This is a genomic window from Shewanella xiamenensis, from assembly GCF_024971755.1.
Taxonomy (GTDB): domain Bacteria; phylum Pseudomonadota; class Gammaproteobacteria; order Enterobacterales; family Shewanellaceae; genus Shewanella; species Shewanella xiamenensis.
Map to the genome: position 1 here is coordinate 4,051,859 of NZ_CP079718.1, position 12,974 is coordinate 4,064,832.

12 protein-coding genes are annotated in these 12,974 nt (G+C 42.7%); 3 read left to right on the top strand and 9 right to left on the bottom strand.

Going from position 1 to position 12,974, the window contains the following annotated elements:
- The first annotated feature begins 116 nt into the window (after positions 1–116).
- The 3 genes from KXJ80_RS19000 (at position 117) to KXJ80_RS19010 (ending at position 1,907) form a co-directional block, all read left to right on the top strand.
- Positions 117–479, top strand: a complete 363-nt coding sequence (locus KXJ80_RS19000; RefSeq protein WP_218737279.1) for a nuclear transport factor 2 family protein — start codon at positions 117–119, stop codon at positions 477–479.
- 195 nt (positions 480–674) lie between these two features.
- A complete protein-coding gene (locus KXJ80_RS19005) occupies positions 675–1,121 on the top strand; it encodes a hypothetical protein (protein ID WP_069453393.1) in 447 nt (148 codons plus the stop codon).
- Positions 1,122–1,613: 492 nt separating this feature from the next.
- Positions 1,614–1,907, top strand: coding sequence for a DUF3144 domain-containing protein (locus tag KXJ80_RS19010; RefSeq protein ID WP_037428416.1), 294 nt, complete (start codon positions 1,614–1,616; stop codon positions 1,905–1,907).
- 747 nt (positions 1,908–2,654) lie between these two features.
- On the opposite strand, the gene KXJ80_RS19015 is transcribed toward KXJ80_RS19010, so the two are convergent.
- The 9 genes from KXJ80_RS19015 to KXJ80_RS19055 form a co-directional block, all read right to left on the bottom strand.
- Positions 2,655–3,791 (bottom strand): glucosaminidase domain-containing protein, encoded by a 1,137-nt coding sequence (locus KXJ80_RS19015; protein ID WP_256930945.1) that lies wholly within the window; start codon positions 3,789–3,791, stop codon positions 2,655–2,657.
- A gap of 435 nt (positions 3,792–4,226) precedes the next feature.
- Entirely contained in the window at positions 4,227–5,309 is a 1,083-nt protein-coding gene (locus tag KXJ80_RS19020) for an HD domain-containing phosphohydrolase (RefSeq protein WP_218737280.1), read from the bottom strand.
- Between the two features lie 77 nt (positions 5,310–5,386).
- A complete protein-coding gene (locus tag KXJ80_RS19025) occupies positions 5,387–6,940 on the bottom strand; it encodes a methyl-accepting chemotaxis protein (protein WP_218737281.1) in 1,554 nt (517 codons plus the stop codon).
- Between the two features lie 401 nt (positions 6,941–7,341).
- Complete coding sequence (locus KXJ80_RS19030) at positions 7,342–7,566, bottom strand: hypothetical protein (RefSeq protein WP_218737282.1); 225 nt, start codon at positions 7,564–7,566, stop codon at positions 7,342–7,344.
- Between the two features lie 652 nt (positions 7,567–8,218).
- Positions 8,219–8,929: an HAD family hydrolase gene (locus tag KXJ80_RS19035; RefSeq protein ID WP_023265334.1), complete on the bottom strand. Its 711-nt coding sequence runs from the start codon at positions 8,927–8,929 to the stop codon at positions 8,219–8,221.
- Positions 8,930–9,231: 302 nt separating this feature from the next.
- On the bottom strand, positions 9,232–9,615 hold the full coding sequence (locus KXJ80_RS19040) for an MAPEG family protein (RefSeq protein ID WP_218737283.1): 384 nt from the start codon (positions 9,613–9,615) through the stop codon (positions 9,232–9,234).
- A 78-nt stretch (positions 9,616–9,693) separates the two neighbouring features.
- Positions 9,694–10,518, bottom strand: coding sequence for a cobalamin-binding protein (locus KXJ80_RS19045; RefSeq protein ID WP_218737284.1), 825 nt, complete (start codon positions 10,516–10,518; stop codon positions 9,694–9,696).
- A gap of 15 nt (positions 10,519–10,533) precedes the next feature.
- Positions 10,534–11,571, bottom strand: coding sequence for a T6SS phospholipase effector Tle1-like catalytic domain-containing protein (locus tag KXJ80_RS19050; RefSeq protein WP_218737285.1), 1,038 nt, complete (start codon positions 11,569–11,571; stop codon positions 10,534–10,536).
- 614 nt (positions 11,572–12,185) lie between these two features.
- A complete protein-coding gene (locus tag KXJ80_RS19055; RefSeq protein ID WP_218737286.1) occupies positions 12,186–12,611 on the bottom strand; it encodes a hypothetical protein in 426 nt (141 codons plus the stop codon).
- Between the last annotated feature and the right edge of the window lie 363 nt (positions 12,612–12,974).

Below are 12,974 nucleotides of genomic sequence, written 5' to 3' on the forward strand. Positions count from 1 at the left end.
ACTACGGTATTGGGAAAGTAGGCTGTAATGGTGATAAATATGATGACACCAAACGCGCTTTCCCATCCAACACAGCAACGCATTTCAAACTTACCCGTTTCAGTAAGGGATCATCCTTGAGCAATTTAACCGTAAACAGCGTGACACCCGAAGCCTTAGTGCAAGCCCAGTTAGTTGCCTATAACCAACACGACCTTGCAAGCTTTGTGGCACTCTTTAGCGACAACGTTTGTATTTACCGTCCACCCGCCACAGAGCCCGTTATTCGGGGTAAAGCCGCATTTCGCGATTTCTATCAAAATGAGCGCTTTAACTTGCCGCATTTACATGCCGAAATCCTCAATCGTATGGTCGTTGGCAATAAGGTCGTGGATCACGAACGGATCAGCGGCATACACGACGAGCCTTTTGAAGTGATGGTGGCATTTGAGGTAATCGATGGACTAATCCAAAATATGTGGAGTTTTGCGACTAGCTGATGGGTTATCGGGCTTTACTTGATGCAAGATTGAACCGCTATATTCACTCCGCATCTTCCGAGTAAGGCATTGCCTGAACAGCATCGTATCTCAATACGTCAACATGCCCGAGTAGAAAATGGCTAAAGACCCACTACACTTAACCATCTAAATTCGCCATAAACAAGGCACACTTCAATAGCAACGAGGGAACACATGAACGCTAAAATCATCTTCACAGCCAGTATTGCACTATTGCTATCCGCAAATAGCCACGCCATTAACGATGAGTATCGCAAGTTACTTGAGCGTTCAGGCTGTACCCAAGTGTCTGAAATGCAAGGGTGCGATATCCACAAAACCAAAGAAGAAAATGCCAAAGCAATGGCTTCCCCCAAAGCAGCTGCTGACGCCATCATTCCCAATGCCCAACAATGGATAGCAACAGCCAGCTCAGGAGCAACGGTTGCAAATATTCAAATCGATGATAAACATCAGGTTTGGGTTAACGGTAAACACGTAAAATCCAGTCAAAGTGGTGGAGCCATCAAATTCAAAGACGGTATGGTGGAATTCACCATTTATCCCGATGCCAGCTCGAATAAAGAGAGTATGTGGATTGATAACGATGCAGGATCAAAAGGCCCGATTACGGCCAAGTAACGCCTAGTAACAACCTACACTTGCCATCCCGCAAAAATAGGGGCTTACGCTTACAGCAGATAAAGTTCGCTAGCATACGGGATGAGCCCTTTAATACCATGGTCGTTTTGAAAGTATCGAATGGGCTCATTCAAGCGAGACTGCCTTTACAGCCAACAGAAGGCATTTCATATCCCTGAACCTCAAAACGCCCTTTACAGCATGAATCAATCACGGGCTTCTAACATTGGTCTATGATGCTTACACAGGCCCGTTAACCCTATTAGGATTAACTTTACTAGAATGGTTAACCTACCAATGTTTATCAGAAAAGTGTTACACCTATCCCAGATTTACTTTCGACAACTCATTTTAACGTGAAATCAACGGATTCTGTGAGATGGATGACTGTCCCTTGGCCGCAAAATGCCTTAGGGTTAGTAGCAATTGCCAAAAGGGTAAAGCCAAGCGCCCTTTTTCTTTAACCATTTTGCCTAACAACAGGAATTGCTGATGTCTGATAACCAAAATGCCTTTTACGCCCGCGCCACTGAGTTGATTAAGCTCGCTAACCAGCAAAACCAAAACACTGAAATCCAAACCGGTGAAGTCAGTGCTTCCTTTATGTGGGCCCTCGCCCGCTACAACGCTTGGTTTGGCTCCACCAGCTTTGAAAACAAAGAGCAAATGCAGGCCAAAAAACAAGAAATGATGGACTACTACATGGAGCGTTATAAAGAAATGCTCGACGCCAATCTCGAGGACTATATCGAAAACTTCGACCACTACCGCGCAACGCAAAAGTAATCGTTTATGCAACGCCCGATAGCCTAAGGTTATCAGGGCGTCTAATTTTTAGCTTAAGTGGTGATGACTCTCATTCCTCAACACTTAGCTAATCGTTATCCAATATTGATTAATTCTCGTCACGACAAGCCAGTATTTGCGACCGAATGTCTGCCTTAAGCACTAACATCTTGCTGTCAGTTGAATACTAACAGAAATATTAACATAGGCTCTTTTTAGCTACTCATGTTGGTTTTAATCCATAAATAAGCAACATAAATAACCACCGAAGTATATCCAGCCGATATCACTAGATTACATTTCCAAAGAGTTAACCAAAAAGATCCTCTGAAATAAGTACGCTTTCTGACCTCATGATTAAACAATGCAATTGAAGAAAATATCAACATCAGTGCGGAGCATCCCAGCATAGGTAACAACAGAAACATGATACCCAAACCTGCCGCTCCTAAAGATGCGTTAGATGTTTCATTACCAATGGGGGCGAGCATCATAAAGCCCAAAGCTATCCCTGCTATTGTAAGTATCAATCCCAAAAGTTGGAGTGTTCTCATCATCGTCCTTAAGATTAAATCCGCACATACTAGGACTATGTATGCAAAGAACGCCAACAACATCCTATCTACGCTCTCTTTGACAATCCCTAATTTATATCGTCGTCTCTACGATTGTTAAATCTACAAAATGGCGCTTGTAACAGTGTGTAAGCGGAGCAACTAAACCCAATCTCACTTTAAACATGAATTATTAGTGGGTTCTTGTGAGCAAATGCAACGGCATATCATCATCTAAATAGGCCTCATCTGCCAGATAGAGCTTATTAGTACGGATCATCTTCTGGATCATCTCAACATAGGCGTAGCCGCGCTCTGAATATCGATCCAAGGTACCAGCAAGTGCAACACCCGTAATTGTTTGATTGGCTTGCCTTGATTTGGCACGAAGCTGACGCATTTTGTGGTAAGCACTATGGGTATTTAAATTCAATAAGTATCCTTCAACGGAGGCTAAGGGAGTCTCAAATCGCGCCAGCCCATACTGCCCCATCCCCTGGCGCTTTTGCTTAGGCTCCATACCATTACCATTAAAATCCCACTGACCAAACAAGGCATTCCCCTCAAGTGTAAAGCGCGATGTCCCCCAACCACTTTCCTTTGCCGCCTGGGCCAATACTAGAGATGGAGGCAAAATATCTACCCGTTCAAGCAGGGCTTGCCTGTGGGACGGTGATAACGACAGTATTGGATTACTGATAACTTTGTACTTAATCGCTAAAGCGACCAAACCAGTGTCGTTGAGGGGCGCAGAGATTACCTGTTGCCGTTCTTGTAACACTTTTTCATTCGCTAATAATACTAAGGGGGTCATCAATCTAAAAAACACCATCTTCTTTTGCTTCACAGGCAATTGCTCTGATACCGACCGCCATCCTTTACCTACGGCATCAAAGGTTAATCTCGGAACCGATTTATTCCCCCCATGGAAATTTTCAGCAGTGTAATTAAGGGATTCAAAAAAGAGCATCAAATCATCAATGGAGTGAATACTTACAGTGACAGGTTGAAGTTCTGCCTGCTGCACGGACCGTTGTTCACGCTCTGGTTGAAATATAATGCCGCCAATACGATGTTCACCTTGAGTATCTTGATTATTCACTTGGGTATAGGAAGGCTGAATTAAGGCTGACAATCCCATAATAGGTGGTTTTGTTGACTGACAATTTGCAAGCGGATAGCAAGTCTTTTCAGTTGTAAACGCCGTAGACAAGAGCTGATTAAACACCAATTTGTTGTCGGTCATTTCTGCTGCGGCGAATAGAGGTGAAGGCATAGAAATTAGGAATAGCATAAGCATTGCTAAGGGCAGTTTACAGTTTATCAACATGGAATCTCTCTGGAGAAAAACAATCGCAGTCCAACTAGCCAAAACACAGGGCGCGAAAGATAACAATAAAATCCTGACAATTTGCTTAATAGCTAGGCAACTAGGTTTGTAATACTGACTTGACTACGGAAATATCGCATGTGTCGAGCAGTTGAGGCGGCTTTTGATAAAATGACCCGCGAGCATGCCATGTTCGCTCAGTGAACTCCATCGTAAAAATGGGAACATGTAGAGATGCAAACGCGATAGACTATCGGCTTCACTACATAAGTCATCTTAGCGATCAGAAGACTGGTTGAAATGTTTAAGAATCAAGACTGAATAAAACTAAGTATTTCGGCTTGCACATATAAAAATACTTCGCACAACTTATTATTTTTAATAAATCGAAAATAGTATGGTTACATTGAAAGGCACCAATAAATAATGACCATTTTATAGATCGACATATTGATTATGAATTGTAAGAAATTCAGACTTATTATTGAGCACAGCCATGACACACTTAGGATCAAACTGTTGACCCGCATTATCCTCAAGATAAGCAAATGCATCCTCAAATGACCATGCCTCTTTGTATGGTCGTTTGCTTGTTAAAGCATCAAGAACATCAGCAACAGTGACTATTCTTGCTTCTAACGGAATATCCTCTCCTTTTAATCCCTCAGGGTATCCCTTACCATCGAAACGTTCATGATGGTAGTTGATAATATTCTTTAACATCTCCGTATGGTGTATCCCATTGAGACTAAACTCATTAATCATCAAATTAATCATCTCTCGACCTTTAATGGTATGAGTTTTCATCACCTCAAATTCTTCAGTGGTTAATTTCCCTGGCTTCAATAGTATTGCATCTGGCACGGCGATTTTACCTATATCATGTAACTCAGAAAATAGATAAATAAACTCAACTTCCTCATCACTTAATTCTAACTCTTTTGCGACTGTTTTAGCGATGATGCGCGAATATGAAGACATTCGGTGTAAATGATTTGCCGTTTCTTCATCACGATAACGACCAAAGGCTCTGGCAGTAATAAGCGCCCCATTAAATGTCTGAATAGAAAGAAATTCTACTGCAATGATACCTGCTAGGATTTGTGCATATGCGGAAAGTTCAGCACGTATTGCATCATCAAAATAACTACTCTCTTTAGAGTTACAAAATAAAAAACCAACAAAACGATCATTAAAATACAATGGTTCGGTATAACTAGATTCGTAGCCCGCCTCAAGCACTTTTCGACTATGTTCAGAACTATATATAAGTTGAGTACATAAATTATCTAATACCCTAGCTTGGCGGCTTTCCACTATATGTTGGAGAGAAGGTGTTTCGCTCAATTTTGCCTCATATAAACTCAACGGTGGCTTACCATCTGTACTATGCACAAAGGTTTTAATTTTATCTGTATGTTGATCATATATAGCAATTGCGATTCTAGTTAATTTGTCAAAATTTTTACGGAGTCGTGCATGAACATAATGCACACGTTCATTTATTGTCCTGTCCATGATTCACTCCGCAATTAAATCTCAACAATTACAATACAAACATATTCGTTAGCGATAAAAACAACTGTTTTTTATCGCTAACCAAATGTTTGACTTAAATTTTTAAGTTGATTTGCTCTATTCAATAAATTTTTACTCGTCGCACTAACGCCTTCAACTTTCATACTATTGTCATGGGATATTGATGAAATAAGATTAATATTTTTATTAATATCTTCAATCACGGCTTGTTGTTCAGTTGCAGCTGAAGATATTTGGCTGGAAAAAGCAGATACTTTATCTATTTCAACCGTAATATGATTTAAATATTCCGCTCCAATCCGAGTACTCGAGAGACAGGTATTGGTTCGACCAACATTCTGATGCATTAACTCTTTCCATTCCGCTAATGTGTGCTGAATATGCCCAATACTCGTTTGGATCTGTTCAGTCGCTTTATGAGTACGAGTAGATAGATTACGCACTTCATCCGCAACCACGGCAAAACCCCGTCCTTGCTCCCCTGCGCGAGCCGCTTCAATGGCAGCGTTAAGCGCTAACAAATTCGTTTGATTAGCAATGCCCTGAATTTCCGACATGATAGTGTCAATTCGTTCTGATTCACTCGATAGGGCTACCGCAGACTCAAAAGCTTGTTCTGCTTGACTTGCAAGTGAAGCCACTTCGGTTTCCACCGTTTTAAGTTGTTGACTGGTCACAACACAGTGATGCCGAGCTTCTTCAATCTGCTGATTACTCGCTTGAATATTACGGTTAATCTCTTCTGCGGCGGATGCCATTTGAGTCACAGCCGTAGCCACCTGCTGGATCTGGGAGTCCTGGGAGGAGATATCATCACTTGTAGTCGACATTGAGGTGCTAATCTGATCAGCAATCGATTTTAGCGACAGCGTTGCATCATCGACTCTGCCTAATACAGTACGAATCCGTGCCTGCCCAAGCTTTATATGAAAATCTGCAATACTATGGGGCGCATCGCCAGAAAAAATGAGTCGGCTAATGCTATCGTAGTCGTTTTCTAAACGCTGTAAGTATCTCGGTGTCAAAAATAATTGCTGCCGATTCAGCATAATAAGCATGAATAGGGGCAAAATAACTAATAGTGATTGGGGCAAAGTTAGCAACCAAACACTACAAAGAATGGGGACTGCTAATAAAAGCAAACTCAGCAGATGAGTTGACATTAACTTACTGCCCCAAAATACATGTTTCTTGTTTTCATGTGCTCTAAGCTCTTTGTACATCGCATTAGCTCGAGCCTTATGTTCAGGTGTGGGGCAACAGCGGACAGATTGATAGCCGGAGACCCGCCCATTGTCATAGATAGGAGTAACATAGGCATCTACCCAATAATAACTGCCATCTTTACAACGGTTTTTGACCATACCGCGCCATGGTTTGCCCTGCTTTAAATGCTTCCATAAATCCGCAAAAGCTGCTTTTGGCATATCAGGATGCCGGACAATATTGTGGTGCTGACCCACCATTTCATCCAGTTGATATCCTGCAACTTGGCAAAACCCAGGGTTGGCGTAGGTTATAACGCCATTTAGATCGGTGGTCGAAACTAACTGCAGGTCTTCAGAAAAGGTAACTTCATTATCTTTAGTTATAACATCCTTGTGCGCCATATTAACTTCCCTGATTCATGGTTGGGTCAGTATAAAAGTATAGTTACCTTTCCATTTAATGCACTTTTATGAAACTTAGTACGTTAAATAAACTAACTGCTATGACTCAAGCAGAGTAAATATAAGAAGTAAACATCAAGGATCAGCGGCATTGCCATCGATAAAGAAGATTTGGAAGTAAAGAGGGGCAAGTATTTATATTTGCCCCTCTAGGGCGTGTTGACGTTTCAGGGTTATTTTTGCAGCCAAATGTCGTTGCGTGAGCACGTACTTGCCAGAACGAACAAAATCTAATCTCGAAATGTCAACACGCCCTAATTATCACCATGACTGAGATAGCTCATACTGATGCGCAGCAAGAACCAAGGTGATACATATAGGTTATTGAGTAGGTCTCGCCATTAATGAGCGCATGTGTTAGTTGTTTGGCACTCTATAGCAGCCTGCTGTTTCAGCTGCTGAGCGTATTGCTCCGCCGCCGCTTTAGCCTTGCGCGCTTCCACTTTATGTTGCACATCCTCAGCTAACGCCTTATCAAAAGTCTCCATACCAAAATACTCGGAAACATCCTGATAAATAAACCAAGCACCAGCGGCAACTAGGCCATAGGTTAGTAGACGTAACATTGTATTTAAACCTCAAAAATAGTATCAACAATTGCAATATAGCTGAGGTTTTTCATAAAGAAAACTGTCAATATAATGGCTTAAACTTGCCAAATAACCGCCATTAATCAACAAGATAGGGAACAACAAAAACCTTTAATTACATTGATTTAGCTATTTCGAGACAAAATAAAGCCTTATAAGTCAAAATAGACATCAAAGTCTTTAAAACATTCGAATAGTTGACATCAAATATTCGAGTGACAATAAATCATGTTCTGCTTAATTAACGCCAAAAAATCGACGATAAATTCATCAATATTAATTTTTGACGCAAAAAGTTAATTCTGTGCTCTAGGACCTATTATACCAATCACATTAAATATCTAATCAGTTCAGAGCCTCACGGGCATCTCAATCCAAGGCGCATTGACGCAGAAATGGTTATTCCCTTTTAAGTCAATGTAACACGCTAGTGAGATGCCTGTGAGGCTCCCGAAGGGCGGGGTTGAATGGCTGAAAGTAAGAGCAAGAGCTTGCTCAACATCCCATAGAGTAGCGTTTAACTATTGTTTTTGATGCGTTTTCGTACATTTATGTCGAAATCTATTATCAAGCACTAGATCGGTATGACGATACGTATTTCACCCTTATTGATTGAAGCGCCAATAAGTTAAAGGTATTGATTAATAATTGGGACTAAATCCTCAACCCCATAGGCAATGTGATCTGGTTGGTGAGTCCAATCTTGTGGCTGGGAACCGCTGTAAGCCGCTGCAATCGAAATGACTTGAGCTTGATCACCTAATGCCAGTTGCAAACTTCGCGCAAATTGTGTGTCAGCTTCATGATCACCGATATAAATCAGTTGCTGACGTTGTTTATGCCCATAAATCGCCTCTAAACATTTCATGCCTCCCATAGGGTGGGGCTTTTGATATTGGCTAGGAACATCATCATAACCGACAACGGCTTTAAACTGGTTGTGAATCCCATTCTTACTCAAGATTGAACGAATATTATGTTGAGCGTTTTGAGAACAAATACCATGGGGAAGTTGAGAAAACTGAGTGACAACCTGTTTAATTCCATCAAATAACATAACGGGGGTTTGGTTATTCAGTTGATGTTCTGCCCACATTGAACCAGCAAGCAACATTTCATCATGGGTTAACCCATAGTACTCGAGATATAATTCCTGCCAATTTTTAGCACTATGGTTTGCCTGATGATAAAGCGCCTCAGTCTGCAAATATAGGGGAAGATTATCCCCAGTTAAATGGGGCGCTACAATCTCTAATATCGACTTAGTGATTGCCATATTTTTGGGTACAGAATTGACGAGAGTGCCGTCATAATCCCACAAAATAGCGTCTAACTTCATTACGTTATCCTATTATCTAATACCTTAAACTCACTATTTAGCTTTGCTCGACGCACTGCTGCTAGCTATGGTGAGACAGAGCAACGCACAGAGGCCCGAAAAGATGCCCTGTCAGCGTCTCTACTTATCCAGAGTCAGATTACTTAGCAAACCACAAACTTAATGGTTGCTCCTAGCTAGCACAATCTACTGAAATACCTATCAGTTATAACAACACATAATATTCTCAGATGAGATTTTTCCGTTCAGCTGAGCTTGCAAACGCCTTAATAACAAAATGACAGCTGAAACGTCTGCGCCTCTTAAAACGCTTGGAAGAAGATCCCAAAAGCACTAAAAATCGCCACAAACCAAGATAGAGACCGTAATGTGCCTTTATTCAGTAGATACAAGATCTGATACGCCACCCGCGCGACAATATGCACAACCGCCAACCACTCAGCCGTCGGCGTCACTTTGCCTGTAGCAATAACCGTCAGCACTGCCAAACCAAAAATGAGCAGGGACTCGAAGGCATTTTGATGCCCAGCGAGAGCCCGCGCACCAAATCCAGTTAATTGTGCCTGTTGCGTGCGCGGATGATGATTATCATAACCGCCGGCTTTGGCCATTGCCCATGCAACGGGGCCCTTGGCCAAATACGGCAATAGCATAGCGATAAACAAACAAGTCAGTAATGTATGCATGGAACTTCCTTATTATTTTGATGATAAATATCAATAAAACAGTACATTGCATTAAATTGAATAATACGTGATAAGCGATTAACGTGCTTTATCCAAGGCATCACAGACCGCCTTCACACCGAGTAATGCCCTAGGTGTTGCGCGGTGCAATAGATCAGCATTTAATTGATAAATATGCTGGTTTTTAACCGCGGGGATTTCGGTCCACTTGCTCCAATCTATCCCTTTGACATTGCCTTCCTCTTCGCTCTGTAAAATCACCTCGGGCAAGGTCAGTAACACATTCTCTAAACTCACCTGCGGGTAATCACTCGCCGCATCATAAAAAACGTTTTTGCCATGACACACACCGATAATCTGCTGGATCCAACTGTTTTTGGCGACTGTCATTAAGGGCGTGGACCATAGCTGATAAAACACTTTTGGCTCGGATTTAGCGGCGTTCTCGCTGCGTAATCGCAGCAGCTCACTGCGATAATCCGCCGCCACTCGACTCGCCTGCTCAGTGCGTCCCGTCAGCTTACCTAATTCCTCAATTTCTTTGGCGACATCCTCAAGCATCTTTGGGGAGCTGCTATAGAGTTTAAAGCCTAAGTTTTTGAGTTGATTGATATCCTCGGCTTTATTGCCCGTATCCCACACCACAATCAGATCGGGATTAAGCTCTAATACCCGCTCAATCTGGATCCCATAGTAACCACCGATACTGGGGATTTTTTTCGCCGCTTCGGGATAATCAGCATAATCGGTCGCGGCCACAATCGACTCCCCCGCGCCGATGGCGTAGAGCATTTCAACCGCATGGGGCGAAAGCGCAATAATACGTTGTGCAGGCTCGGCCATCGCCACTGCGGGTAACAGCGCAAAGCTCAGGCCGAGGGCAATAAAGCGTCGGATTAACATGATATTCCTTATGATTTAATCGATGAATTCTTCTGGCCAGCCGTACTGTTCCAGGTAGGTCAGCAGGTTTTTAGGCCGATATTTAGGGTCTTGATCCCAGCGCGTTTTCACCGAGCGATGCAGCAACACGGGCGCGACCTTAGGGTCAATTGGGCGCAAATAGGATTGCTTAATTCGGTAAAAGCTGCGGCGCGAGTCGTGTAAGGTTGCTAAGGGATTGGGGTGTAAACTCGCCGCTAGGTGTGGCTCTAAGCTCAAATTAAATCGCTCAGCCTCTGCCATCATCCACGCGAGCGCATTATCCGACAATAGCGAGCCATCCTTATCCGGCTGATAACTGCCGCCAATATTGCTATGGGCGCCGGCAAACCAGACCTGTTGCATATCCATATTGTCGCGCAGTTGCCAAATCGTGGGTTCAAAGTCGCTGCGGTGTTCGTCTATTGCCAAGGCATGACGGGCAACCCGCACATTACGGCCAATCTTAGTGTCGTAAAACTCGTCTTTATCTTCGAATAAGCCGAGGAACGAAATCGGGATCCCCATGGCGCCCACCGTATCCCACACGCCGACAAACTTAATCTCCCGCGATTCGTGGCAGTGCTTTTGTCTAAATTCAACGGATTTATCGCCGCTTGGGGCAAAGGGTGCACTGCTTTTTTTATAGTGGTCAAAGGCTTGCTGGATAAGCCGAGCATCGGGGCGCTTAAGAATGCCGCAATTATTAATAAGGCCACACAAACAGCGCACTGTGTAGGCGCCACGGCTAAAGCCAAAGAGGTAAATCTCATCGCCGGGGGAGTAGTTTTGCACTAAGTAGCGGTAACCATCCATGATGTTTTTATGTAGTCCACGCCCCGTCGCACCGCCGATCACTTCATCGTAATAGGAACCAACGCCCCAGTCGTAAAACACCTGCTGGGGTTTTCCATCGGCCGCCATCGGGCTGATAGCCCGCGCCAGACGTAGCACATTGGTGGGAAAATCCACCTTAAGGTCTTTCTCTGGCCGATTCCAAGTACCGTCGGCACAAATCACAATACGTTTATTCATCGCATCATCCTTGAGGCACTGATGCCCAATCTCGATGGTAAAAAGCTGTCGATACAGACGCTAACGGGTTTTACCAAGGGATCACCGCCTAGATAGCCTTGTTTACGGGCGATGTAAGACGGAAAAACTGACCTTGCTTTACATGCTCACGTAGCAGCAAAAAACCTATACTGACATAAAACCCTCAGCTAACAAATTGGAACAATAAAATGCAGCGACAGTTTGCATGTGCAACCTTCATACGAAAGCAAGATTAATGCAGCCTTTAACAAGGTATTGGACAAAAGCGATTAATCTTTTTATCTATTTATGGGGTTTATTGTCATTGTTTCCCCAGTGACTCGCCGTGAATATATCCCTATAGGCTCGACGGCGACATCCATGTCGCCAACGGTCACTGGTGCCCCAATGCCAATTTTAACTACCCATTTGCGATATGTACGTTAAAAGCAAAGGGACATTTTCGAGTTAAAGCCTTAACTCTAACGAGTCTGTTTTAGATAAAATATCTATGGAGATAACGCCTCACTTAGGGGCACAAATACGCAGGCTAAAATACGGAGCGAAGCGAAGGGAGCCTGCGTGTTTGTGTCCCAACGAGCGCCAGCGAGTGACTACAGTGGTTTGTTATGTGAAAATTGCTCAAAAGAGTTTATACAGAATGCCTCTACATAGGTTTTCTTATTTTCTTTGAGGAAACCGTAGTGAACGCATGTATACGCGTCCATTGAGTTTGGTTTATAGGCGAAAAATACCTCTGGTTCTTGATCTTCAATCAGAGCGTCACTGGACGATGCTGTTAATTCATTTCCCGAGAAATCGGTCGTTCCAAACTGCACCCGCATTGCTGTCAAACCATTCTTAAGCTTTAAGGGAAATTTCGCTAGACCGTACCTAAAGCCTTCATTGTCGACGTCTTCTAAATGTATAAACCACCCCAGGTCGTTGAAGTTTGAAGAATTGACTTCAGTAATAGGGAGTGGAACATCCGCAGCCACATTGAATGCAGTCAAAAATAGAATAAATGCAAAATTCTTCATCGTTTTCACATAACATTTTATTAGTGCGCATGCGCGTTTACCTCGTTTGACCAGTGAAAACGCGCACAGTTAACTATCTGTATGCAAAGAACTTATCAGCTTTCTGCCAAATACACCATCTGGAAAAACGCCCATGCGCGTTTTCCAAACCTATTAACTAAAATTCAGTTACTATATTCACCTGATTTTATAGAGTTTTATTTATTTCGAATGGAATTAGTGCGCACTGATTTTGTCTAAAAATCATACCAAAAACCTAAATTTAAATACGACTGTATACCCATACATTGTTAGCCAATTTCTGGTAAGGCTAAACATAGATAACTAGATGAGAATTTGTATGGCTACAGGTTTAGGAATTTT

Excerpts from the sequence above, each read along its gene's own strand:
- KXJ80_RS19005 (WP_069453393.1), top strand. The coding sequence starts at position 675 with ATGAACGCTAAAATCATCTTCACAGCCAGTATTGCACTATTGCTATCC.
- KXJ80_RS19010 (WP_037428416.1), top strand. The coding sequence starts at position 1,614 with ATGTCTGATAACCAAAATGCCTTTTACGCCCGCGCCACTGAGTTGATT.
- KXJ80_RS19015 (WP_256930945.1), bottom strand. The coding sequence starts at position 3,791 with ATGTTGATAAACTGTAAACTGCCCTTAGCAATGCTTATGCTATTCCTA.
- KXJ80_RS19020 (WP_218737280.1), bottom strand. The coding sequence starts at position 5,309 with ATGGACAGGACAATAAATGAACGTGTGCATTATGTTCATGCACGACTC.
- KXJ80_RS19025 (WP_218737281.1), bottom strand. The coding sequence starts at position 6,940 with ATGGCGCACAAGGATGTTATAACTAAAGATAATGAAGTTACCTTTTCT.
- KXJ80_RS19030 (WP_218737282.1), bottom strand. The coding sequence starts at position 7,566 with ATGTTACGTCTACTAACCTATGGCCTAGTTGCCGCTGGTGCTTGGTTT.
- KXJ80_RS19035 (WP_023265334.1), bottom strand. The coding sequence starts at position 8,929 with ATGAAGTTAGACGCTATTTTGTGGGATTATGACGGCACTCTCGTCAAT.
- KXJ80_RS19040 (WP_218737283.1), bottom strand. The coding sequence starts at position 9,615 with ATGCATACATTACTGACTTGTTTGTTTATCGCTATGCTATTGCCGTAT.
- KXJ80_RS19045 (WP_218737284.1), bottom strand. The coding sequence starts at position 10,518 with ATGTTAATCCGACGCTTTATTGCCCTCGGCCTGAGCTTTGCGCTGTTA.
- KXJ80_RS19050 (WP_218737285.1), bottom strand. The coding sequence starts at position 11,571 with ATGAATAAACGTATTGTGATTTGTGCCGACGGTACTTGGAATCGGCCA.
- KXJ80_RS19055 (WP_218737286.1), bottom strand. The coding sequence starts at position 12,611 with ATGAAGAATTTTGCATTTATTCTATTTTTGACTGCATTCAATGTGGCT.